This is a genomic window from Alcaligenes faecalis, from assembly GCF_009497775.1.
Classification (GTDB): domain Bacteria; phylum Pseudomonadota; class Gammaproteobacteria; order Burkholderiales; family Burkholderiaceae_B; genus Alcaligenes; species Alcaligenes faecalis_D.
On sequence record NZ_CP031012.1, the window covers coordinates 950,419 to 971,835 of the forward strand.

Genomic DNA, 21,417 nt, shown 5'->3' on the forward strand with positions numbered 1-21,417 from the left:
TACACTATTGGTCGGCGGGCCCCTCCGCATGGTTCGGCGGTGAATCTGGTCAGGTCGGGAACGAAGCAGCCACAGCCGTGCAGAATCAGTGCCGGAGTCAGGCTCGCCACTTCATTTGCTTATCGGGTTATGCGCGCCCGGTCTATCTGCTTCCCTTCAGCACCGAATCCGGTACACTTTTCCTTTCGCTTATTTGTATTGATGGTTCACGCCGTCCGGAATTCGCATGACCTATCTCGTTCTGGCCCGCAAGTGGCGCCCTCGCTCCTTTGACACCCTGGTTGGTCAGGACCACGTGGTGCGCGCTCTGACGCACGCCCTGGATACCCAGCGCCTGCACCATGCCTGGCTGTTTACGGGCACACGCGGCGTGGGCAAGACCACCTTGTCGCGTATTCTGGCCAAGTCGCTGAACTGTGAAACCGGCATCACCTCCAAGCCCTGTGGCGTTTGCCGCGCTTGTACCGAGATTGATGCTGGCCGTTTTATTGATTATGTAGAGCTGGACGCCGCCTCCAACCGCGGCGTGGAAGAGATGACCCAGTTGCTGGAGCAGGCGGTCTACGCCCCCAGCTCGGGCCGCTACAAGGTCTACATGATTGACGAAGTTCACATGCTGACCGGGCACGCTTTCAACGCCATGCTCAAGACGCTGGAAGAACCGCCAGCGCACGTCAAATTCATTCTGGCCACCACGGACCCGCAAAAAATTCCGGTTACGGTCTTGTCGCGCTGTCTGCAATTCAATTTGAAGCAGATGACAGTGCCTGCGATTGTGGGCCATTTGCAGGACATTCTGACCCAGGAAGAAATGCAGTTCGAGCTGCCCGCCTTGCGTTTGCTGGCACAGGCAGCCGATGGCTCCATGCGGGATGCCTTGTCGCTAAGCGATCAGGCCATTGCTTATAGCGCGGGCGATCTTAGCGCCCAGGCTGTGCAAGCTATGTTGGGCACCATTGATCAACGCCATCTGGCGCAATTGCTGCAAGCGCTGGTCGCTTACGATGCGCAGGCCATTATGGGTGTGGCTGATGATCTGGCCTTGCGTGGCCTGTCTTATTCGGGTGCTCTGGCGGATTTGGCCACCTTGTTGTCCCGTATCGCCATCGAGCAGCGCATTCCCGGCACGATTTCTGATGATGATCCTTTGGCAGAAGCAGTGCGGCAATTGGCGCCCACGCTCTCGCCCGATCATGTGCAGTTGTTTTATTCGGTAGCGGTGCATAGCCGTCAGGAGCTGTCTTTGGCTCCGGATGAGTACGCCGGTTTTGTGATGGCTTGCTTGCGCATGCTGGCCTTGTTGCCCGAGCCTGTCTCGGCGTATGTGCCACCGCCAGCAGGGCCTTCGGGGTCTGATACTGCTGGTGCTGGTGCTGGCGCGGCTCAGGCTGCTCCCGCTCCTGCGACAGCCCCCGCTGCCTCAGAGCTTGCGTCGGCATCAGTTGCTTCTGCAGCCTCTGTTGATACCGCCTCTGCCGCGCCTGTACAGCCAGCTGCGCAGGGAGCGCAAACAGAGCCGAGCACGCAAACCGCACAAGCCGTACAAGCAGCGCAAACAGCTCAGCCTGCGGTTGACCCACAGGCCGCGTCTCAGCAGGCACAGGCTTCTGCCCCCACAGCCGCCCCGGCCGCTGGTGTTGCCAGTGCACATGCAGCCCAAGCAGCGCCTGTCGCAGAATCCATTCCTGTGGACGACGATTTTGTCCCAGCCTGGGAAGATGCTCCCGAACCTGCCGGGGCAGGGGGTAGCTATGACTCTTCAGAGTCTGCCCCAGCGGATGCAAACTTTGACGCCCGTTCCGCGACCAGTCAGCCTCAAGAAGCTGCGACCGCAGTTGCTGACAGCAGCGCTGTTGAAGCCGCCCAAGCGCCATCAACGCCATCCGCTTCGTCAGCCCAGCCAGCCGCAGAGTCCACCTCCGCAGACCAGGCAGACTCCTCTGCCGACCCTGCAGCAGAACCTTCCAAAACCCAGGGCAAAAGCAGTGCTCAGCCCCTGATGTCCTCTCAGGCTCAGACAGCCGCTCGTGTAGAGCCCGTGGCCGAAGAAGCTCCGCCAGCCGCCTCCACCCAGGACGGCCCGGAAGAGCCCGCCTGGTTGTCCGAGGGCATGGACGAAGAGTTCGAGAATTACCAGCCTTTGGATATGGACGCGGCTCGTGCCGAAGAAGATGGCGATGTACCGTCTGTGTCCATGTCCGATCGCTTCATGCCCGACACCGAACTGGGACTACCCGTGCCGCAAGGCGGCTCGGACAGCCCGCGTGCGGTTCGTCTGGGTGGCATGAAACCGGAAACCTGGCCCGATGTGGCAACCAGCTTGCCCTTAAGCGGCTGGGCCGCCGAACTGGCTCGCCAGAGCGAATGGCTGGGCGTGAAAGGCCAGGAAATCCACCTGCGTGCCAAAATCAAGGCCACTGAAGGCAGCCAGGGCAAAGCGCGCTTGCGCACCGTCTTGTCGGAATACTTTGCCCAGTCCATTCAGTTGGTCATCGAATACGGGGATACGGGCGATGCCACCGCGCATGCCGTGGAGCAGGCCAAGCTGGCCGAGCGTCAGCGGCAGGCCGAAGAGCAGGTTGCCCAGGATCCCTTTGTCTTGAGCCTGATCCAGGACTTTGATGGCAGCGTCAAAGCCGGGTCGATCAAGGCTGCTCCTTTGGTTCGGGCCGCCTGAATGGCCCCTTGTCAATTTATATCAATCAGGAAAACCAAACCATGATGAAAGGTCAGATTGCCGGCTTGATGCGCCAGGCGCAGCAAATGCAGGAAAACATGAAAAAGGCCCAGGAAGCCTTGGCCGATATCGAGGTCGAGGGCGTTTCCGGTGGTGGTCTGGTCAAGGTCACCATGAACTGCCGCCATGATGTGCGCCGCGTCTCTATCGACCCCAGCCTGCTGGAAGACGAAAAAGAGATGCTGGAAGATTTGATTGCTGCTGCCTTTAACGATGCACAGCGCAAAGCCGAGGCAACATCGCAGGAAAAAATGGCGGGTGTAACCGCTGGCCTGCCACTGCCACCCGGTATGAAGTTCCCGTTCTAATGAACGAACCGCAGATCGCTGAGCCCGAACCACTTCGGGCTCTGATCCAGGCTCTGCGTCGGTTACCCGGTGTGGGCGAGCGTAGTGCTCGCCGCATGGCCTACCACTTGTTGCAACACGACCTGGTGGGCGCCGACCAATTGAGCCGCGCTCTTGAACATGCCACGACGGCACTGCAGCACTGCCAGCGCTGCAATGGTTTCACTGTCCAACCTATCTGTGAAACCTGTGCCAATCCCCGCCGTGATCCGGCGTTGTTGTGTGTGGTGGAGACGCCTGCTGATCAAAACATGATTGAGGCTACGCATGGCTATCGAGGTCTTTACTATGTGCTGATGGGGCGTTTGACGCCGCTGGAAGGCATAGGCCCGGATGCCTTGCAATTTGACCGCTTGCTAGAGCGAGCCGGTGATGGCCAAGTGCAGGAAGTGATTCTAGCGACCAATTTCACCGCAGAGGGCGAGACCACCGCCCATCATCTGGCGGAGATGCTGACTAGCCAAGGTTTGAAAGTGACTCGTCTGGCCCGCGGTGTGCCAGCTGGGAGCGAGCTGGAGTATGTAGACCCCAGCACCATTGCCTGGGCCTTGATGGAGCGTCGCGCCACCTAATCAGGTTTGACCGCGTAGCGGACAAGGGGGGTATCCCCCTTTTGTTTTTAGTATAAGTATCAAACCTAAATAGTTAATGACCAACAACAAGAAGGGGATTGCCATGAAACTGACACGTCGTCATGCACTCAAGCTGGTTGGAGCATCGGGACTGGCACTTTCGCTGCCAACTCTGGCCCGTGCACAGGAAATAGAAAAAAAGAGCATCACGATTGCCGTCGGTGGCAAAGCGCTGATCTACTATCTGCCCTTGTCCATTGCCGAGATCAATGGCTACTTTGATGACGAAGGTCTCAAAGTCAAAGTGGCGGACTTTGCCGGTGGCTCCAAAGCCCTGCAAGCCGTCGTGGGCGGTAGTGCCGATGTGGTATCGGGCGCTTTTGAACACACAATCAATTTGCAGGCCAAGGGCCAGATGTACCGTGCCTTTGTGCAGCAGGGACGTGCGCCCGCCATTGTTTTGGCTGTGTCCAATAAGACGATGGCTGACTATAAGTCGCCAGCCGATCTGAAAGGCAAGAAAATCGGTGTGACTGCACCCGGTTCCTCGACCAATATGATGGTCAACTTCTATCTGGAACAAAACGGTCTGAAACCCTCGGACGTGGCCTTTATCGGTGTGGGCGCTGGCGCCGGTGCCGTGACCGCCATGCGTACAGGTCAGATCGATGCCATGGCCAACCTGGACCCGGTTATCGGCACCTTGCTCAAAGAAAACGAAGTGCGCGTCATTGCTGACACCCGTACTGTTGCTGACACCAAGACCATTTTTGGTGGCAATATGCCTTCGGCCTGCTTGTACGCCTCTGAAGACTTCATCACCAAGAACCCGAACACGGCTCAGGCTCTGGCCAACGCCATCGTGCGCGCCGACAAATGGATTCAGGCCAACGACGCTGAAACCATTGCCAAGACCGTGCCTGCGACCTACCTGCTGGGTGATGTAGAGCTCTACAAGCAATGTCTGGATGCCAATAAAGAAGCACTCTCGCCGGATGGTCTGGTTGATTCTGATGGCCCGACTACCGCCTTGAATGCACTGGCCGCTTTTGTGCCGAATCTGGATGCATCCAAGATTGATATCAGCAAGATCTACACCAACGAATTTGCTGAAAATGCCAACAAGAAGTACCCCAATGTCTGAGGCGGCACTTTCTTTAGATAACATCAGCTGTGTTTTTGCCTCCCGGGATGGCAAAGGTACGTACACAGCGGTTCGTGACGCCAGCCTGAGCATTGCTCCAGGCGAATTTGTGTCGGTTGTAGGCCCAACGGGCTGCGGCAAGTCCACGCTCCTGAACGTAGGGGCGGGTTTGCTGAGCCCTTCGTCGGGCGAAGTGCGTGTGTTCGGCAAACCCCTGGAAGGGGTGAACGAGCGCGCTGGCTACATGTTCCAGGGTGAAGCACTGATGCCCTGGCGCAGTGCCGAATCCAATGTGATGGCCGGTCTGGAGTTTGCCGGTGTCCCGCAGGACGAGGCCCGCGCTCGCGCCCAGGACTGGCTCAAACGGGTTGGCCTGGGTGGTTTCGGGGATCGTTACCCGCATCAAATGTCTGGCGGCATGCGCAAACGCGTCATGCTGGCCCAGACCCTGATTCGTGATCCCGACATCATTCTGATGGACGAGCCGTTCTCGGCACTGGACATTCAGACCCGTCAATTGATGGAAAACGAAGTGCTGGAGATCTGGATGGCGCAGCGTAAAGCGGTGCTGTTCATTACTCACGACCTGGACGAAGCCATTGCCATGAGCGATCGAGTGGTGGTTCTGTCTGCCGGGCCGGGCACTCACCCCATCGGCGAATTTCATGTCGATCTTCCACGCCCTCGTGACGTGGCCGAAGTACGCAACGACCCCCGCTTTGTCGAATTGCATGCGGCAATCTGGGCCGTCCTGCGTGATGAGGTTCTGAAGGGTTATGCCCAGCAAAAGCGTGCCTGATATGTCTAAATCTATTACTCAATCCAAGCTGGCCCTGCGCGGCTGGCAAATCTCGCTGCTCATCGTCATTCTGGCTGCCTGGCATTTCTTCACGCTGGACCCCAAAGTGGCCTTCTTCTTTGGGCAGCCACTGGAAGTGGTCAAGGTGATCTGGGCCTGGTTCGTCACCAACGGTGATATTTACCTGCACCTGGGCGTGACCTTGAGCGAAACCCTGCTGGCCTTTGCCATCGGTACGATTGCCGGTCTGGCTTGCGGCCTGTGGTTAGGTCTGTCGCCCCGTGCGGCGGCCCTGCTGGACCCGTACCTGACGGCGGCCAACTCCATGCCTCGCGTGATTCTGGCGCCTATCTTCGGCATGTGGTTCGGCCTGGGTATCTGGTCCAAGGTTGCCTTGGCGGTGACGCTGGTGTTTTTCATCGTGTTCTTCAACGTGTACCAGGGTGTGCGTGAAGTCAGCTCCACGCTGCTGGATAACGCCCGCATGTTGGGTGCCAGCCGTCGTCAGTTGCTGCGTCATGTCTACATTCCTTCGGCTACCAGCTGGGTGTTTTCCAGCTTGCACACCTCGGTCGGTCTGGCCTTTGTGGGTGCTGTGGTGGGTGAATACCTGGGTTCAGCCAGTGGGGTCGGTTATCTGATCCTGCAGGCAGAGGGCACGCTGGATGTGAATACGGTGTTCGCCGGTATTGTGGTCCTGACGGTATTTGCGCTGATTCTGGATGGCCTGGTCAGTGTGTTTGAAGATCGCCTGCTGGCCTGGCGGCCTCAGGGTGGCGGTACAGAGAAACTCTGATCGTATGCCTGATCAAGTCATTGATTAGCTTGCTATGCGTTGAAAAACCGGCTTCTGTTTCAGAAGCCGGTTTTTTTTATGTTTGCTCTTCGTAGCAGGAGCCAGGAAACAGTTAGGCACTTAAATAGATAGAAAAAGATCCGGAAATGCAGGGGTATGTTTTTTCCGTGCGATAGCGGCTTCAACAAAGTGCTATAGAAAAAGGCCGTACCGCGTGATCGGTGGGTTCAAGCAGTCTCAATACATCGTGGTTTTGTTTTCAGACAAACGGAGATGGAGAGTTGAACATGGAAAAACAGCATGACTACAACGCAATCGGTACGATTTACGAGGAGTTCAACCGGACCTCGCCCGCCCGCTTGGCGGAGGTGGCCACTGTGGAGCAATTGTTGGGGGAGGTGAAGGGCAAGTCGGTACTGGATCTGGCCTGTGGCTATGGCTTTTTCGGGCGCAGCGCCTACGAGCAGGGGGCGGCCAGGGTCGTGGGTGTGGATATTTCAGAGAGCATGATTAATCAGGCCAAAGACATTTCCAGACAGCAAAAGGAGGAGATCGAGTTCCGGGTGGGGGATGTACTGGAAATGGGGGTGATCGGGCAGTTCGACCGGGCCATTGCGGCTTTTCTGTTCAATTATTCCCGTTCGCTGCAGGAGCTGGAGCAGATGTTTCAGGCGGTGGCAGACAATCTGAAACCGGATGGTCGTTTGGTGGCATATACCGTTAATCCGGATTTTCAGTTGGGCAAGGAGGATGTCGCCAAATACGGCTTGAAAGTGTTGACTGAGGAGCCATACCACGAGGGCTTTCGGCATACGGCCCATTTCAATGTGGGGCCGCCGATTCGCTTTACCTATCACCGCTGGGGCAGACAACACTATGAAGCAGCCTTGAAAAAGGCAGGTTTTCGTTCCTTCCGCTGGCAGGCGCCGGTAGTGACGCAGCAAGCTTTGGATGCCTATCCACCAGGGTTTTGGGAGGACTACGAGAAGAACTGTCCGCAAATCAGCTTGCTGTGCGAGCGTTGATAGAAAAAGGCCGCAATCTATGCGGCCTTTTTTAGGGGGGCGAAGGGATAGGTCAAGCCTGCTGACGTGCCTGTTGAATCAGGGTATCCAGCTTGATGCCATCTGCGGTGAACTGACGGATGCCTTCGGCCAGTTTTTCAGTGGCCATTGCGTCTTGGTTCAGGTCGGTGCGGAAGGTTATTTCGTTGCTGGCACGCCATTCGGGGGCGACGGCCTTGGCGCGGGCCACATCCAGCATGGCAGGGACTTCACCTTGAGCCGCATCCAGCTGGCCCAGCAGATCCGGGCTGATGGTCAGCAGATCGCAACCAGCCAGGGCCTTGATCTGGCCGATATTACGGAAGCTGGCGCCCATGATCTCCGTGGGGATGTCATAGGTTTTGTAGTACTCGTAAATGCTGCGTACCGAGCGTACGCCGGGATCGTTTTCGCCCTGGTTGGCGCTTTCGTCCCAGTCCTGGCCGGCAGTTTTCTTGAACCAGTCGTAGATGCGGCCCACAAAGGGCGAGATCAGGGTGACTTTGGCCTGGGCGCAGGCAATGGCTTGCGGCAGGCAGAACAAGAGGGTCAGGTTGCAGTTGATGCCTTCGGCTTGCAGCGTTCGGGCGGCCTGAATGCCTTCCCAGGTGCTGGCCAGCTTGATGAGCACGCGTTCGCGGGCGATACCGGCTTTTTCGTAATGCTGGATGATGTGGCGGGCGCGCTCGACGCTGGCCAGGGTATCAAAGGACAGGCGGGCATCCACTTCGGTGGAGACACGGCCCGGCACAATATCCAGAATCTGGCGGCCAAAGGCGACCAGCAGCAGATCGCTGGTTTCAGCCAGGCTGGCATGAGGGTGGTCGGTGATGACGCGTTCCAGCAACGGTCGATAGGCCGCTTGCTGGACAGCCTTCAGAATCAGGGAAGGATTGGTTGTTGCATCGGTAGGGCGATACGCACGCATCGCTTCAAAATCGCCCGTATCGGCCACTACGGTTGTGCACTGGCGCAGGGAGTCAAGCTGAGTAGTCATGTCTGTTACTAGTCCATCGCAAAGCCATCAAACCAATCGATTACTGTAGTCGATTTTCCAAGTTTTCGTGCCTGGTTTCAGTGTTATTACCGATAAACTACCGGAAAAACGCCGTTTGAGCATATAATTAGAAGGTTTAATATTAATTTCAGAATCCGGGGTTTTTAACGTGCTGCCGTCTTTATTTCCTGAGGAGTCCCGCACTATCACTAGTGCCGTCCTAGCCCTGGCGGATGGAACCCTATTCAAAGGGGTATCAATCGGTGCCGAGGGGCACTGTGTTGCTGAGATCGTTTTCAATACAGCCATGACGGGCTATCAGGAAATCCTGACAGACCCAAGCTACAGCGGGCAAATTGTTACGCTTACCTATCCGCACATCGGTAATACCGGTGTCAATCCAGAGGACTCCGAATCCACCAAAGCCCACGCTGCCGGGCTTGTCATTCGCGATTGTCCCGCCCGCCTGTCCAACTTCCGCTCCACCCAGTCCTTGCCCGACTACCTGAAAGCTCAGGGCGTTGTGGCCATCTCCGGTATCGATACCCGCAAGCTGACCCGCATTCTGCGCGAGAAAGGCTCCATGGGTGCCTGCATCCTGGTCGGTGACGATGCCGAACGTGCTCTGGAACTGGCCCGCTCTTTCCCTGGCCTGAAAGGTCAGGATCTGGCCAAGGTGGTTACCACCGACAAGACCTACAACTGGACCGAAGGTTCGTGGGAACTGGGCCAAGGTTTCTCCAAGCCCGAAGGCGAGCGCTTTCACGTGGTGGCTTACGACTTTGGCGTCAAGGCCAACATCCTGCGCCTGATGGCAGACCGTGGCTGTAAGGTCACTGTGGTGCCTGCGCAAACTCCATTGGCCGATGTGCTGGCTTATGAGCCCGACGGCGTGTTCCTGTCCAACGGCCCTGGCGATCCGGAGCCTTGCGATTACGCCATCGAAGCCTGCAAGGGCTTGCTGGAGCGCAAGCTGCCTGTGTTTGGTATTTGCCTGGGTCATCAGATCCTGGGTCTGGCCGTGGGTGCTCAGACCTTGAAGATGAAAAACGGCCACCACGGTGCCAACCACCCTGTACAGGAACTGGCCAGCGGCCGCGTGTTCATCACCAGCCAGAACCACGGCTTTGCGGTGGATGCCACCACCTTGCCAGCCAATGCCAAGGTCACGCACATTTCTTTGTTCGACCAGAGCCTGCAAGGCTTCGAGTTGACAGATCGCCCCGCGTTTTGCTTCCAGGGTCACCCCGAAGCCACTCCCGGCCCGCGCGATATTGCCTCGCTGTTCGACAAATTCATCAGCCTGATGGCTGCTCACCAGGCCAATAAATAAATCGCACTATGCCAAAGCGTTCAGACTTAAAAAGCATTCTTATCATTGGCGCAGGCCCGATCATCATTGGTCAGGCTTGTGAATTCGACTACTCGGGAGCCCAGGCATGTAAGGCCCTGAAGGCCGAGGGTTACCGGACTGTGCTGGTCAACAGCAACCCGGCCACCATCATGACGGACCCGGACACGGCCGACGTCACCTACATCGAGCCCATCACCTGGCAAGCTGTCGAGAAAATCATTGAAAAAGAGCGTCCCGATGCGCTCTTGCCCACCATGGGCGGCCAAACCGCGCTGAACTGCGCCCTGGATCTGGCCAAGCATGGCGTGCTGGAAAAATTTGGTGTCGAGCTGATCGGTGCCAATGCCGCCGCTATCGAAAAAGCCGAAGACCGCCTGAAGTTCAAGGACGCCATGACCTCCATCGGTCTGGAGTCCGCCAAGTCCGGCGTGGCTCATTCCATGGACGAGGCCTGGGCTGTTCAAAAGCGTATCGCTGAAGAAATCGGCACAGCCGGTTTCCCCGTCGTGATTCGCCCCAGCTTCACGCTGGGCGGTACGGGCGGCGGTATTGCCTACAACCCTGAAGAATTCGAAACCATCTGCCGTCGTGGTCTGGAAGCATCGCCTACCAACGAACTGCTGATTGAAGAATCCCTGCTGGGCTGGAAAGAGTTTGAAATGGAAGTCGTGCGCGACCGCGCCGACAACTGCATTATTGTGTGCTCCATTGAAAACCTGGACCCCATGGGCGTGCACACGGGTGACTCCATCACCGTGGCTCCTGCCCAAACCCTGACCGACCGCGAATACCAGATCATGCGTAATGCTTCGATCGCCGTACTGCGCGAAATCGGTGTGGATACCGGTGGTTCGAACGTGCAGTTTGCGGTGAACCCCGATAACGGCCGCATGATCGTTATCGAAATGAACCCGCGCGTGTCCCGTTCCTCGGCCCTGGCTTCCAAAGCCACGGGTTTCCCTATCGCCAAGATTGCTGCGCGTCTGGCTGTGGGTTACACCCTGGACGAGCTGCTGAACGAAATCACCGGCGGTGCTACCCCCGCTTCGTTCGAGCCCACCATCGACTACGTGGTTACCAAAGTGCCACGTTTCGCCTTCGAAAAATTCCCTCAGGCCGACTCGCGCCTGACCACCCAGATGAAATCCGTGGGTGAAGTGATGGCCATTGGCCGTACTTTCCAGGAATCCTTCCAGAAAGCCCTGCGTGGCTTGGAAGTGGGTGTGGATGGTCTGAACCAGAAAACCACCGACCGCGAAAAACTGCAGGTCGAGCTGGGCGAACCCGGCCCAGAGCGTATCTGGTACGTAGGCGATGCTTTCGCTCAAGGCCTGAGCCTGGACGAAGTTCACAACCTGACCAAGATCGACCCCTGGTTCCTGGCCCAGATCAAAGAGATCGTGGACATCGAACTGGCTCTGGAACAAAAGACGCTGGCCGATCTGGACCGCGACACCTTGTTCGGTCTGAAGCGCCGTGGTTTCTCCGACCGCCGTCTGGCTTTCCTGCTGGATACCGTGGAATCGGAAGTGCGCAAACTGCGTCACCAGCTGAACGTGCGTCCTGTCTACAAGCGTGTGGACACCTGCGCTGCTGAATTCTCCACCGATACGGCCTACATGTACTCGACCTACGAGGAAGAGTGCGAATCTAATCCTACGGACAAGAAGAAGATCATTGTTCTGGGTGGTGGTCCTAACCGTATTGGTCAAGGTATCGAGTTTGACTACTGCTGCGTGCACGCTGCTCTGGCATTGCGCGAAGATGGTTACGAAACCATCATGGTCAACTGCAACCCCGAAACTGTTTCTACCGACTACGACACCTCCGACCGTCTGTACTTCGAGCCTCTGACTCTGGAAGACGTGCTGGAAATCGTCCACATCGAAAAACCAGTGGGCACCATCGTTCAGTACGGTGGCCAGACTCCTCTGAAATTGGCCCGTGCTCTGGAAGCCAACGGTGTACCTATCATCGGTACCAGCCCTGAATCCATTGACGTGGCCGAAGACCGTGAGCGCTTCCAGAAGCTGCTGACCAAGCTGGGTCTGCGTCAGCCACCAAACCGTACCGCTCGTACCGAAGGCGAAGCCATTTCCCTGGCTGCTGAAATCGGTTACCCGCTGGTGGTGCGCCCAAGCTACGTGCTGGGTGGCCGTGCCATGGAAATCGTGCACGAACAGCAAGACCTGGAGCGCTACATGCGCGAAGCGGTCAAGGTCAGCAATGACTCGCCCGTGCTGCTGGATCACTTCCTGAACAACGCCACGGAAGTGGACGTGGACTGCCTGGCCGATGGCGAGCGCGTCTTTGTGGGCGGTGTGATGCAACACATCGAGCAGGCTGGTGTTCACTCCGGTGACTCCGCTTGCAGCTTGCCTCCTTACTCGCTCAGCGACGAAACCGTGGCTGAAATCAAGCGCCAGACCGCACTCATGGCCAAGGCCCTGAACGTGAAGGGCTTGATGAACGTGCAGTTCGCCATTCAGGACGGTGATGTTTACGTGCTGGAAGTGAACCCACGTGCTTCGCGTACCGTGCCGTTCGTCTCCAAGGCTACCGGTTTGCAGCTGGCCAAGATCGCCGCTCGTGCCATGGCCGGTCAGACTCTGTCCGAGCAAGGCATTACCGAAGAAGTCACGCCGCCTTACTACAGCGTGAAAGAAGCCGTGTTCCCCTTCGTGAAGTTCCCTGGTGTGGATACCATTCTGGGACCTGAAATGAAGTCCACCGGCGAAGTCATGGGCGTGGGCACCTCGTTTGCCGAAGCCTTCGTGAAGTCGCAGATGGCTGCCAGCGTGAACCTGCCCAAGGGCGGTCTGGCCTTCATCAGCGTGCGTGCTCAGGACAAACCTCAAGCCGTTGAAGTGGCTCGTGGCCTGATTTCGCTGGGCTTCAAAGTTGTGGCTACTCGCGGTACCGCCAGCGCCATCGAACAGGCCGGTCTGGCTGTTCAAGTGGTGAACAAGGTTACCGAAGGTCGTCCGCACATTGTGGACATGATCAAGAACGGCGAAATCTCCTTGGTCATCAATACGGTTGAAGAGCGTCGCAACGCTATCGTTGATTCGCGTACAATCCGTACACATGCGCTGGCTGCCAACCTGGCCTACTACACCACCATTGCCGGTGCTGTAGCTGCGGTTCAAGGCTTGCAGTATCTGAGCCAAGGTGAAGGCTTGAAGGTTTACGCGGTTCAAGAGCTGCACGCTCTGCTCGCGAAACACTAAGTCTTGCCCAGCTGGAAAGGCGCACCTTAGCGGTGCGCCTTTTTTTGTTCTTGCATCAGACAAGACCAAGCCGTCGTATTGGGGCAGCACGCAGGCCACCGCCTGCACAGTGCAGAAGTTTTCTTCTTTGGAGATCATGTCGTGAAATGGTTCATTCTTGCCTTGTTCATCGTGTGCACGATTGTTGTGCACTTCAGGGGTCGAGTCAGGCACCGCTTTTCCCGCCAGTTGCTGGACCATTCCACCTTCACGGCTCCTCTGAACGTCTTCATGTATGGCTTTTCGGCAGTGCCCAACGAACCGTATCTGGATCTGAAGCACTTTCCCGAGCTGAACAAGCTGCTGGAGCACTGCGACGAAATCCGTGCCGAGGCCGAGCAGCTATTTGGTGAGGGCCATATCAAGGCCTCGGACAAATACAACGATGCGGGCTTCAACTCCTTCTTCAAAACCGGCTGGACGCGCTTTTACCTGAAGTGGTATGACGCCGACCACCCTTCGGCGCGCGAGCTGTGCCCGGTGACGACCAATCTGCTCAAGGATATTCCTTCGATCAAGGCGGCCATGTTCACCTCCTTGCCGCCCGGTGCCCGTTTGCCGCGTCACCGCGACCCTTATGCGGGTTCGCTGCGTTTTCACATGGGCTTGATGACGCCCAATAGCCCCGATTGCTATATCGAAGTGGACGGCCAGAGGTATCACTGGCGTGACGGCGAGGCTGTGGTGTTTGATGAAACCTTTATTCACTATGCCGAAAACAAGACCGATCAGAACCGCATCATCCTGTTTGCCGACGTAGAGCGCCCCATGCGTTACCGCTGGGCTCAGGCGGTCAACCATGCCGTGGGTGGTTTCTTGCTGCGCGCTGCTGCTGCTCCCAACCAGGAAGGGGACCGCACGGGTGGCATCAACCGTATTTTCGGTACGGTTTATGCGGTACGTCGTTTCGGCAAGGCGATCAAGAAAAAGAACGAAACCCTGTACTACATCCTCAAGTGGTTGCTGGTGCTGGGTATTGCAGCCCTGATCTTCCTGTAAAGTGCGGCTGACGATGCAAACCGTCTTTATTACAGGTGCCAGCAGCGGTTTGGGTAAGGCGCTGGCCCAGGAATACGCAGCCCAGGGCGCTTGCCTGGGTTTGCTGGGACGGCGTCAGGAAGAACTCCAGACGCTGGCCGACAGCCTGCCCGGTGAGCACCGTATTTACGTTGCGGATGTGCGTGACAGAGACGCTTTGCATCAGGCGGCCCAGGACTTTTTGCAGTTCACGGGGCAAAAGATTGATGTGGTCATTGCCAGTGCAGGAATCAGTGCTGGCACCTTGACGGAAGAAACCGAAGACTTCGCTGTCTTCAAAGCCATTGTGGATACGAATCTGCTGGCCATGGTGGCAACTTTCGAACCCTTTATCGGCACCATGAAAGCGACAGGCAAGGGCACTTTGGTGGGCATTGCCAGCGTGGCCGGTATACGTGGTTTGCCGGGTGCAGGTGCTTATAGCAGTTCCAAGGCCGCGGTCATTGCGTATTGCGAAAGCCTGCGTCTGGAGCTATCGCTGCACGGTGTATCCGTGGTCACCATTACTCCCGGTTATATTCGCACGGCCATGACGGAGCATAATCCGTACTCCATGCCGTTCCTGATGCCTGCCGAGGACTTTGCCCGTAAAGCCCGTAAAACGATAGAGCAGGGTGTTTCCTACCGGGTCATCCCCTGGCCGATGGGTATTGTGTCCCGTCTGATGCGTCTGCTGCCCAACTGGCTGTACGATCGCCTGGCCCGTGGAGCACCGCGCAAGCCGCGCTTGAAGAAAGACTCCTGAGCTTGCCCTGAAACAGGCTGCTTAGCGTTGCTCGTCCAGCGCCGTATTCAGATGTGGTAACTGCCCCCACTGCGTACAGGTCCAGTTCAAGTCTGCATCAATGCTGAAGAAGTTCAGGCTGGTATTCAGAATTGCGTGAGTGCGTTTTGCATTCAGCGGTTGCTGGTTCAGCTTGCGCCAGACCATATCAATAACGCCACCGTGTGCAAAAACCAGCAGGTTCTTGCCTGCATTTTGCTGGGACAGCTCTTCAAAGCAGCTCAGTATCCGTGTCTGGAATTGGCGTAGCGACTCACCACCTTCTACCGCGTAGTCGATATCCACCGTGTCGTCTGGCTGATCGGGGCCGTGGCGACCCGCTGCATCCCAGGCCTGGCCTTCCAGTGTGCCAAAGCCGCGCTCGCGTAGCCCCTGAACGTGCTGGACTTCAATATCCCAGTGCTGACAGGCAATCGCCGCTGTTTCCGAGGCGCGTTGCAGATCACTGCTGATGACGGCGTCCACAGACATGTGAAACGCTGGGGAGCTCAGATAGCTTTGCAGGGCGCGGGCCTGTTCGCGGCCAGTCTCGTTCAGTTCTATATCCTGCCAGCCCTGTAAACGGCGTACGGCATTCCAGGCGGTTTCACCATGGCGGATCAGACAAATAGACGTACTCATGCTGGTGTAATCACTCTGCTAGGGAATCGGACTGCCAAAGGCAGGCTGATTGTCTATTGTAATGGGCCCGTCAAGCGCAGGCAGATAGAGGGGGTATATACCGCATATAGCGCGAGCATCGACGCCAAAAGGCAGTTTGAAACCTCTATTAGCTAGAACCATGTTGGGGTTTACCGCGTACTGCCTTATTTTCAGGTGCCTTGTTGAGTCTTTCACGTTTAAAATCATGCCTCAACGAATCGGCCAGTCCCTTGCGGGTATGCTGCGCCAACGTCTAACGAATTGCGCTGTATTTCTTTATTCCTTTTCTGGAACCCTTTATGTCTCAGTCTTACTTCCCGCGTTGGCGCCGTGTGTCCGGCAGCGAACCCGGTGCGGTTGTGCAGCCCGACGAATGTCTGGCCACACCGCAAAACATTGCCATGGGTGCGCAGCACGTGGTGGCCATGTTTGGCTCCACCATTCTGGCTCCCTTGTTGATGGGCTTTGATCCCAATCTGGCCATCCTGATGTCCGGTATTGGTACGCTGATTTTCTTTGTGTTTGTCGGTGGCCGGGTTCCCAGCTACCTGGGTTCCAGCTTTGCCTTTATTGGTGGTGTGATTGCGGTTACCGGCTACGCTGGCAGCGGCCCGAATCCCAATATTGGCGTGGCCTTGGGGGCCATTATCATCTGCGGTTTGGTCTACACGCTGATCGGTATTCTGGTCTGGGTGTTCAATGCCCGTACCCAGGGTGGGGCAGCGCGTTTGATCAACCACTGGATGCCGCCTGTTGTTACCGGCTCGATTGTGGCGGTGATTGGCCTGAATCTGGCTCCTATTGCCGCCAAGGGCGCCATGGGTAGCGGCACCTTCGATTCCATGATGGCCCTGATGACCGTCCTGTGCGTGGGCGGTATCGCGGTCTACACCCGTGGAGTTGCCCAGCGTTTGCTGATTCTGGTGGGTCTGGCTCTGGCTTGCGTGCTGTACTGGGTTTTCACCAACGTGATGGGCTACGGCACGCCCATCAACTTTGCGCCGGTTGCGCAAGCGGCCTGGTTGGGTCTGCCCAGCTTTGCTGCTCCTGTGTTCCAGGCTCATGCCATGACCGTGATTGTGCCAGTGGCCATCATTCTGGTGGCCGAGAACCTGGGGCACATCAAGGCTGTTAGCGCCATGACGGGTCAGGATCTGGATGGTTATCTGGGTCGTGCCTTCGTGGGTGATGGCGTGGCGACCATGCTGTCCGGCTCCGTGGGCGGTACCGGTGTGACGACCTACGCTGAAAATATCGGCGTAATGGCTGCTACCCGTATCTACTCCACGCTGGTATTTGCCTTTGCCGCCGTAATTGCGATTTTTCTGGGTTTTTCGCCCAAGTTTGGCGCGGTGATCCAGTCCATTCCTGGTCCTGTACTGGGTGGCATGTCCATCGTGGTGTTTGGTTTGATTGCCATTGCTGGTGCCCGTATCTGGGTGGTGAACCAGGTGGATTTCAGCGATAACCGTAATCTGCTGGTGGCTGCCGTCACCCTGATTCTGGGCGCTGGTAACTTCTCCTTGCAGTTTGGCGTGATTCGTCTGGACGGCATTGGCTGCGCCACTTTTGGTGCCATCTTGCTGCACGCTCTGCTGCGAGGCCGTCGCCAGAATATGCTGTAGTCGGCCCAAGGCTGATCAATACTGGCCCGGCTCCGAGAAGTTTGAGCAGCAGCCTGTCGCTAGTCTTGAAATGGCCTGTTCCAAACCCTTGGCCCTTGAGCCTCTGTTTTTTTACACAGGGGTTTCAGGGGCTTGCTATTTTCAGGCAGTTTGCCGACAATAGATCTCACACCCCGGTTCTTCGCGGGGTTTTTTTCTGCCACAGAATTTCTCTGTGTCGGAAAAGCCATATTGGGGCAGCCGGCAGGTTTGGCTTGAGCAGTGTGTTTGAACGTACGCTGTAGGGTCAGCAGGACTTTCAAGTCGGCCGATTCAACCTGTTTGATTGTTTGCCCCATCATCGTTATCCCCCTATCTTCCAGGCGCTCCTGCTACGGAGCGTCTTTTACTTGTTGAGCAGGAATACTATGTCTGCGATCCCATTGACTGCGCAGGGCGCACAACGTTTGCAAGTCGAATTACACCGCCTCAAGACGGTGGAACGCCCGGATGTAATTAACGCCATCGCTGAAGCGCGAGCACAAGGCGATTTGTCCGAGAACGCCGAGTATGATGCCGCGCGCGAGCGCCAAGGCTTTATCGAGGGTCGGATTGCCGAACTGGAAGGCACTTTGTCCAATGCCCAGATCATCGAACCGGCTGCGCTGCAGGCGGATGGCCGTATCGTGTTTGGTGCCACGGTTGAAATCGAGGACCTGGAGTCCGGCAACACCGTGACGTACCAGATCGTGGGCGACGTCGAAGCCGACATCCGTGCCAACAAGATCTCCATCTCCAGCCCCGTGGCTCGTGCCCTGATTGGCAAGAGCGAAGGCGATGTGGTCGAGGTCAAGGCGCCCGCCGGTATTCGTGAATACGAAATCCTGACGATCAATTACGTTTGATCTTGCCTCTGACAGCAGGTTTGCCCTGCTGTTGATTCGAGCGCGCAAAAGAAAGGCCCCTGCACATTGTGCGGGGGCCTTATAATTTACGGCAGTTTAGCGTTTGCCCGAACCGCCCAGTCCGCGACGGGCGCCGGCCCGCAGGGACATGGCGCTGCCAGGACGGTTGGTATTGCTACGGGGCGCAGCAGCCGGCTTGACGGCCGAGAACTTCTGAACGCTGCGTGGTGCGGCCGAAGCTTTTTTCTCCTGGGTGCTGCTGCGTTCAGCTTGCATTTCCGCACGACGAGCACGTTCCGTCTTGCGTGTACGCTGAACACCGGAAGCGGCCAGTTTCTTGGGCGTGTAAGGCTCCGAGGGCTTGCGCACCGCACGGGTGGGTTTTTCAACAGGCGCTCCCAAAACAGGGGGGCGTTCGATATTGGGTCTGTAGATGGTCAGGATTTTGCCCAGATGATGAATAGGGGCAGCATCGAGCGCATCGCAGATTTGTTCTAACATGGTCAGACGGGCCTGACGGTCATCACCGGCCACACGGATCTTGATGAGCTGGTGAGCCTGCAGGTGGACGGTGATTTCTTTGATCACGGCGTCGGTCAGGCCATTGTCTCCAATCAGGACAACTGGGCGCAGAGCGTGAGCAGCAGCACGAAGTTCGCTGCGCTCATGAGGTGTAAGGTTGAGTTTTGGCATAAAGAGATTGTACGGGAATGGCCAAGAAAAAATTCTCTAAAGAGTGGGTTCAGCAGCATATAAATGACCCCTACGTCAAATTGGCGCAACAAAAAGGGTATCGCGCGCGTGCGGCCTTCAAGCTCAGTGAAATATTGGATCTGGAGAAGATTCAGGTTCAGGGCAAGGTGGTGGTGGACCTGGGGTCTACGCCGGGCAGCTGGTCGCAATTGATACGTGAACGCATGGTCGGCCCTGGCGGTGTGCTCAATGGTCGCATTATCGCACTGGATATATTGGAAATGGAACCAATTGCCGGGGTAGAGTTCATGCAGGGCGACTTTCGCGAGGACTCGGTGCTGGCGCAATTGCAGGATTCCTTAAAAGGTGCCGCGGTAGACCTTGTGATTTCGGATATGGCCCCCAACTTGTCTGGTGTGGCATCGGCCGATTCCGCCCGCATCCAGCATTTATGCGAGCTGGCACAGGAATTTGCCCTGCAGCATCTGACCGATGAAGGGGTACTGATCGTCAAAGCCTTCCACGGCAGCGGGTTTTCCCAGATCGTGGAGTCTTTCAAGCAGAATTTTGTCAGAGTCGTCGAGCGTAAACCCAAGGCTTCGCGTGATAAATCCTCCGAAACCTTTCTCGTTGCCCGAGGCTTGAAGCGCAGGTAATTTATGACTTGCCGGTCTTTGAATCGGGTAGAATGAACTATGTATGGCGCTTGTTCAGGTGTGTGTAAGCATATTTGGCAAGTTATCGCAATCGCAGGAGATTGGCTTTGAACAATTCGTTTTCCAAAGTCGCGATCTGGATGGTTATTGCGCTGGTGCTGTTTACTGTTTTCAAGCAGTTTGACGGCCGGCCACCAGCCACTGATGGCGTCACTTACACACAATTCATGAATGATGCCCGCTCCGGCCGCATCAGCAAGGTAGATATTCAGGGCGATACCCTGCATGTCACGCCGGATTCTGGCCGCAGCTACTCGCTGACGTCCCCCGGTGACCTGTGGATGGTGCCTGAACTGGTGAAATCCGGTGTGCAGGTATCGGGTAAAGCCCGCGAAGAGCCTTCCTTCCTGACCAGCCTGTTCATCTCCTGGTTCCCCATGCTGCTCTTGATTGGCGTGTGGGTGTTCTTCATGCGCCAGATGCAAGGTGGTGGCAAGGGCGGGGCATTCAGCTTTGGCAAATCGCGTGCGCGTTTGCTGGACGAGAACTCCAATCCTGTTACCTTTGCGGACGTGGCCGGTTGCGACGAAGCCAAGGAAGACGTACAGGAGCTGGTGGACTTCCTGCGCGACCCAAGCCGCTTCCAGCGTCTGGGTGGCCGCATTCCACGCGGTATCCTGATGGTCGGCTCGCCCGGTACGGGTAAGACCCTGCTGGCCCGTGCCATTGCAGGCGAAGCCAAGGTGCCTTTCTTCAGCATTTCCGGTTCCGACTTCGTGGAAATGTTTGTTGGTGTGGGTGCTTCCCGCGTTCGCGACATGTTCGAGACCGCCAAGAAGCAATCGCCTTGCATTATCTTTATCGACGAAATCGACGCCGTGGGCCGTCAGCGTGGTGCTGGCCTGGGCGGTGGTAACGACGAACGCGAACAGACACTGAACCAGTTGCTGGTTGAGATGGACGGTTTTGAAACCGGCCAAGGCGTACTGGTGATTGCCGCTACCAACCGTCCTGACGTACTGGACCCCGCTTTGCTGCGTCCTGGTCGTTTTGACCGTCAAGTAGTTGTTGGCCTGCCTGACATCCGTGGTCGCGAGCAAATCCTGAAAGTGCACATGCGCAAAGTGCCTCTGGCTCCCAACGTGGATGCCGTGGTGCTGGCTCGTGGTACTCCCGGTTTCTCCGGTGCCGATCTGGCCAACCTGGTGAACGAAGCCGCCTTGTTCGCTGCGCGCCGTAACGGTCGCACCGTGGATATGCAGGACTTCGAACGCGCCAAGGACAAGATCATCATGGGTGCAGAACGCCGCACCATGATCATGCCCGAGGAAGAGCGTCGCAACACCGCTTACCACGAAGCCGGTCACGCTCTGGTAGCTTGCATGCTGCCCAAGACGGACCCGGTTCACAAAGTCACCATCATTCCTCGTGGTCGTGCTTTGGGTGTCACCATGCAATTGCCGGAAGGCGATCGCTACAGCATGGACAAAGAGCGCCTGTTGAACATGATTGCCGTGCTGTTCGGTGGTCGTATCGCTGAAGAAGTGTTCATGAATCAAATGACCACCGGCGCATCGAACGACTTTGAGCGTGCCACGCAAATTGCACGAGACATCGTGACTCGCTACGGCATGACAGACTCCCTGGGTCCTGTTGTGTACGCCGAGAACGAAGGCGAAGTGTTCCTGGGCCGCAGCGTCACCAAAACAACGCATGTATCCGAAGCCACCATGCAGAAAGTGGACTTCGAGATCCGCAAGATTATCGACGAACAGTACGCGGTTGCCCGCAAGCTGATCGAAGACAATATGGACAAGATGCATGCCATGGCCAAGGCCTTGCTGGAGTGGGAAACCATTGATGCCGACCAGATCGACGACATCATGAAAGGTCTGCCACCACGGGCTCCACACGTGCCCAACAGCAATGACAACACACCCTCCGATGGCTCCACGCCACCAGCCGCTGGTCCTAGCCCAGCCGATGACAAGGGTGCCGCGGCTACAACGCCTGTTGCTTAACTTACAACATAGGCCA

General features: G+C 57.0%; 18 protein-coding genes and 1 other RNA gene. 16 read left to right on the forward strand and 3 right to left on the reverse strand.

The genetic code is table 11. From position 1 onward, the window contains the following. Nucleotides 1-13: 13 nt before the first annotated feature. The 8 genes from ffs (at nucleotide 14) to DUD43_RS04385 (ending at nucleotide 7,420) form a co-directional block, all read left to right on the forward strand. Nucleotides 14-111: signal recognition particle sRNA small type (gene ffs, locus DUD43_RS04350), an RNA gene on the forward strand. 115 nt (nucleotides 112-226) lie between these two features. Continuing rightward, nucleotides 227-2,677 carry a DNA polymerase III subunit gamma/tau gene (gene dnaX, locus DUD43_RS04355; protein ID WP_153229297.1) on the forward strand — a complete coding sequence of 817 codons (2,451 nt, stop codon included), beginning with the start codon at nucleotides 227-229 and terminating at the stop codon, nucleotides 2,675-2,677. 41 nt (nucleotides 2,678-2,718) lie between these two features. Beyond that, complete coding sequence (locus tag DUD43_RS04360; protein ID WP_153229298.1) at nucleotides 2,719-3,045, forward strand: YbaB/EbfC family nucleoid-associated protein; 327 nt, start codon at nucleotides 2,719-2,721, stop codon at nucleotides 3,043-3,045. Next, a complete protein-coding gene (recR, locus tag DUD43_RS04365; RefSeq protein WP_003803396.1) occupies nucleotides 3,045-3,656 on the forward strand; it encodes a recombination mediator RecR in 612 nt (203 codons plus the stop codon). The genes DUD43_RS04360 and recR overlap by 1 nt, the downstream gene beginning before the upstream one ends. Nucleotides 3,657-3,759: 103 nt before the next feature. Beyond that, complete coding sequence (locus DUD43_RS04370; RefSeq protein WP_153229299.1) at nucleotides 3,760-4,800, forward strand: ABC transporter substrate-binding protein; 1,041 nt, start codon at nucleotides 3,760-3,762, stop codon at nucleotides 4,798-4,800. Beyond that, entirely contained in the window at nucleotides 4,793-5,599 is an 807-nt protein-coding gene (locus tag DUD43_RS04375) for an ABC transporter ATP-binding protein (RefSeq protein WP_153229300.1), read from the forward strand. Before DUD43_RS04370 ends, DUD43_RS04375 begins: the two co-directional genes overlap by 8 nt. Nucleotide 5,600: 1 nt before the next feature. Next, nucleotides 5,601-6,395: an ABC transporter permease gene (locus DUD43_RS04380; protein WP_009463067.1), complete on the forward strand. Its 795-nt coding sequence runs from the start codon at nucleotides 5,601-5,603 to the stop codon at nucleotides 6,393-6,395. A 287-nt stretch (nucleotides 6,396-6,682) separates the two neighbouring features. Beyond that, nucleotides 6,683-7,420 carry a class I SAM-dependent methyltransferase gene (locus DUD43_RS04385; RefSeq protein ID WP_153229301.1) on the forward strand — a complete coding sequence of 246 codons (738 nt, stop codon included), beginning with the start codon at nucleotides 6,683-6,685 and terminating at the stop codon, nucleotides 7,418-7,420. A gap of 52 nt (nucleotides 7,421-7,472) precedes the next feature. On the opposite strand, the gene tal is transcribed toward DUD43_RS04385, so the two are convergent. Then, a complete protein-coding gene (gene tal, locus DUD43_RS04390) occupies nucleotides 7,473-8,435 on the reverse strand; it encodes a transaldolase (protein WP_153229302.1) in 963 nt (320 codons plus the stop codon). A 169-nt stretch (nucleotides 8,436-8,604) separates the two neighbouring features. Between tal and carA the strand changes: the two genes are divergently transcribed. The 4 genes from carA to DUD43_RS04410 all read left to right on the forward strand — a co-directional run bounded on the left by carA (nucleotide 8,605) and on the right by DUD43_RS04410 (nucleotide 14,841). After that, nucleotides 8,605-9,768 (forward strand): glutamine-hydrolyzing carbamoyl-phosphate synthase small subunit, encoded by a 1,164-nt coding sequence (carA, locus tag DUD43_RS04395; protein WP_042483754.1) that lies wholly within the window; start codon nucleotides 8,605-8,607, stop codon nucleotides 9,766-9,768. 8 nt (nucleotides 9,769-9,776) lie between these two features. Beyond that, complete coding sequence (gene carB, locus DUD43_RS04400) at nucleotides 9,777-13,019, forward strand: carbamoyl-phosphate synthase large subunit (RefSeq protein WP_153229303.1); 3,243 nt, start codon at nucleotides 9,777-9,779, stop codon at nucleotides 13,017-13,019. Nucleotides 13,020-13,160: 141 nt separating this feature from the next. Next, entirely contained in the window at nucleotides 13,161-14,057 is an 897-nt protein-coding gene (gene lpxO / locus DUD43_RS04405; protein WP_153229304.1) for a lipid A hydroxylase LpxO, read from the forward strand. Between the two features lie 13 nt (nucleotides 14,058-14,070). Continuing rightward, nucleotides 14,071-14,841 carry an SDR family oxidoreductase gene (locus DUD43_RS04410; RefSeq protein WP_153229305.1) on the forward strand — a complete coding sequence of 257 codons (771 nt, stop codon included), beginning with the start codon at nucleotides 14,071-14,073 and terminating at the stop codon, nucleotides 14,839-14,841. A 21-nt stretch (nucleotides 14,842-14,862) separates the two neighbouring features. On the opposite strand, the gene DUD43_RS04415 is transcribed toward DUD43_RS04410, so the two are convergent. After that, nucleotides 14,863-15,501 carry a histidine phosphatase family protein gene (locus tag DUD43_RS04415; protein ID WP_153229306.1) on the reverse strand — a complete coding sequence of 213 codons (639 nt, stop codon included), beginning with the start codon at nucleotides 15,499-15,501 and terminating at the stop codon, nucleotides 14,863-14,865. A 320-nt stretch (nucleotides 15,502-15,821) separates the two neighbouring features. Between DUD43_RS04415 and DUD43_RS04420 the strand changes: the two genes are divergently transcribed. Both DUD43_RS04420 and greA read left to right on the forward strand, forming a co-directional pair. Further along, nucleotides 15,822-17,147, forward strand: a complete 1,326-nt coding sequence (locus DUD43_RS04420; RefSeq protein WP_153229307.1) for a solute carrier family 23 protein — start codon at nucleotides 15,822-15,824, stop codon at nucleotides 17,145-17,147. A gap of 407 nt (nucleotides 17,148-17,554) precedes the next feature. Further along, nucleotides 17,555-18,031, forward strand: coding sequence for a transcription elongation factor GreA (greA, locus tag DUD43_RS04425; RefSeq protein WP_153229308.1), 477 nt, complete (start codon nucleotides 17,555-17,557; stop codon nucleotides 18,029-18,031). Nucleotides 18,032-18,127: 96 nt separating this feature from the next. Here the strand turns inward: greA and DUD43_RS04430 are convergent, their stop codons facing one another. Next, nucleotides 18,128-18,724, reverse strand: coding sequence for a YhbY family RNA-binding protein (locus tag DUD43_RS04430; protein ID WP_026485246.1), 597 nt, complete (start codon nucleotides 18,722-18,724; stop codon nucleotides 18,128-18,130). A 17-nt stretch (nucleotides 18,725-18,741) separates the two neighbouring features. Here DUD43_RS04430 and DUD43_RS04435 point away from each other — a divergent pair, with 17 nt between their 5' ends. Next, nucleotides 18,742-19,380, forward strand: a complete 639-nt coding sequence (locus DUD43_RS04435) for an RlmE family RNA methyltransferase (RefSeq protein WP_153229309.1) — start codon at nucleotides 18,742-18,744, stop codon at nucleotides 19,378-19,380. A gap of 107 nt (nucleotides 19,381-19,487) precedes the next feature. After that, nucleotides 19,488-21,401, forward strand: coding sequence for an ATP-dependent zinc metalloprotease FtsH (gene ftsH, locus DUD43_RS04440; protein ID WP_153229310.1), 1,914 nt, complete (start codon nucleotides 19,488-19,490; stop codon nucleotides 21,399-21,401). The last annotated feature ends 16 nt before the right edge of the window (nucleotides 21,402-21,417 follow it).

Coding starts and splice junctions, on each gene's coding strand:
- dnaX (WP_153229297.1), top strand. CDS start 227: ATGACCTATCTCGTTCTGGCCCGCAAGTGGCGCCCTCGCTCCTTTGAC.
- DUD43_RS04360 (WP_153229298.1), top strand. CDS start 2,719: ATGATGAAAGGTCAGATTGCCGGCTTGATGCGCCAGGCGCAGCAAATG.
- recR (WP_003803396.1), top strand. CDS start 3,045: ATGAACGAACCGCAGATCGCTGAGCCCGAACCACTTCGGGCTCTGATC.
- DUD43_RS04370 (WP_153229299.1), top strand. CDS start 3,760: ATGAAACTGACACGTCGTCATGCACTCAAGCTGGTTGGAGCATCGGGA.
- DUD43_RS04375 (WP_153229300.1), top strand. CDS start 4,793: ATGTCTGAGGCGGCACTTTCTTTAGATAACATCAGCTGTGTTTTTGCC.
- DUD43_RS04380 (WP_009463067.1), top strand. CDS start 5,601: ATGTCTAAATCTATTACTCAATCCAAGCTGGCCCTGCGCGGCTGGCAA.
- DUD43_RS04385 (WP_153229301.1), top strand. CDS start 6,683: ATGGAAAAACAGCATGACTACAACGCAATCGGTACGATTTACGAGGAG.
- tal (WP_153229302.1), bottom strand. CDS start 8,435: ATGACTACTCAGCTTGACTCCCTGCGCCAGTGCACAACCGTAGTGGCC.
- carB (WP_153229303.1), top strand. CDS start 9,777: ATGCCAAAGCGTTCAGACTTAAAAAGCATTCTTATCATTGGCGCAGGC.
- DUD43_RS04410 (WP_153229305.1), top strand. CDS start 14,071: ATGCAAACCGTCTTTATTACAGGTGCCAGCAGCGGTTTGGGTAAGGCG.
- DUD43_RS04415 (WP_153229306.1), bottom strand. CDS start 15,501: ATGAGTACGTCTATTTGTCTGATCCGCCATGGTGAAACCGCCTGGAAT.
- DUD43_RS04420 (WP_153229307.1), top strand. CDS start 15,822: ATGTCTCAGTCTTACTTCCCGCGTTGGCGCCGTGTGTCCGGCAGCGAA.
- greA (WP_153229308.1), top strand. CDS start 17,555: ATGTCTGCGATCCCATTGACTGCGCAGGGCGCACAACGTTTGCAAGTC.
- DUD43_RS04430 (WP_026485246.1), bottom strand. CDS start 18,724: ATGCCAAAACTCAACCTTACACCTCATGAGCGCAGCGAACTTCGTGCT.
- DUD43_RS04435 (WP_153229309.1), top strand. CDS start 18,742: ATGGCCAAGAAAAAATTCTCTAAAGAGTGGGTTCAGCAGCATATAAAT.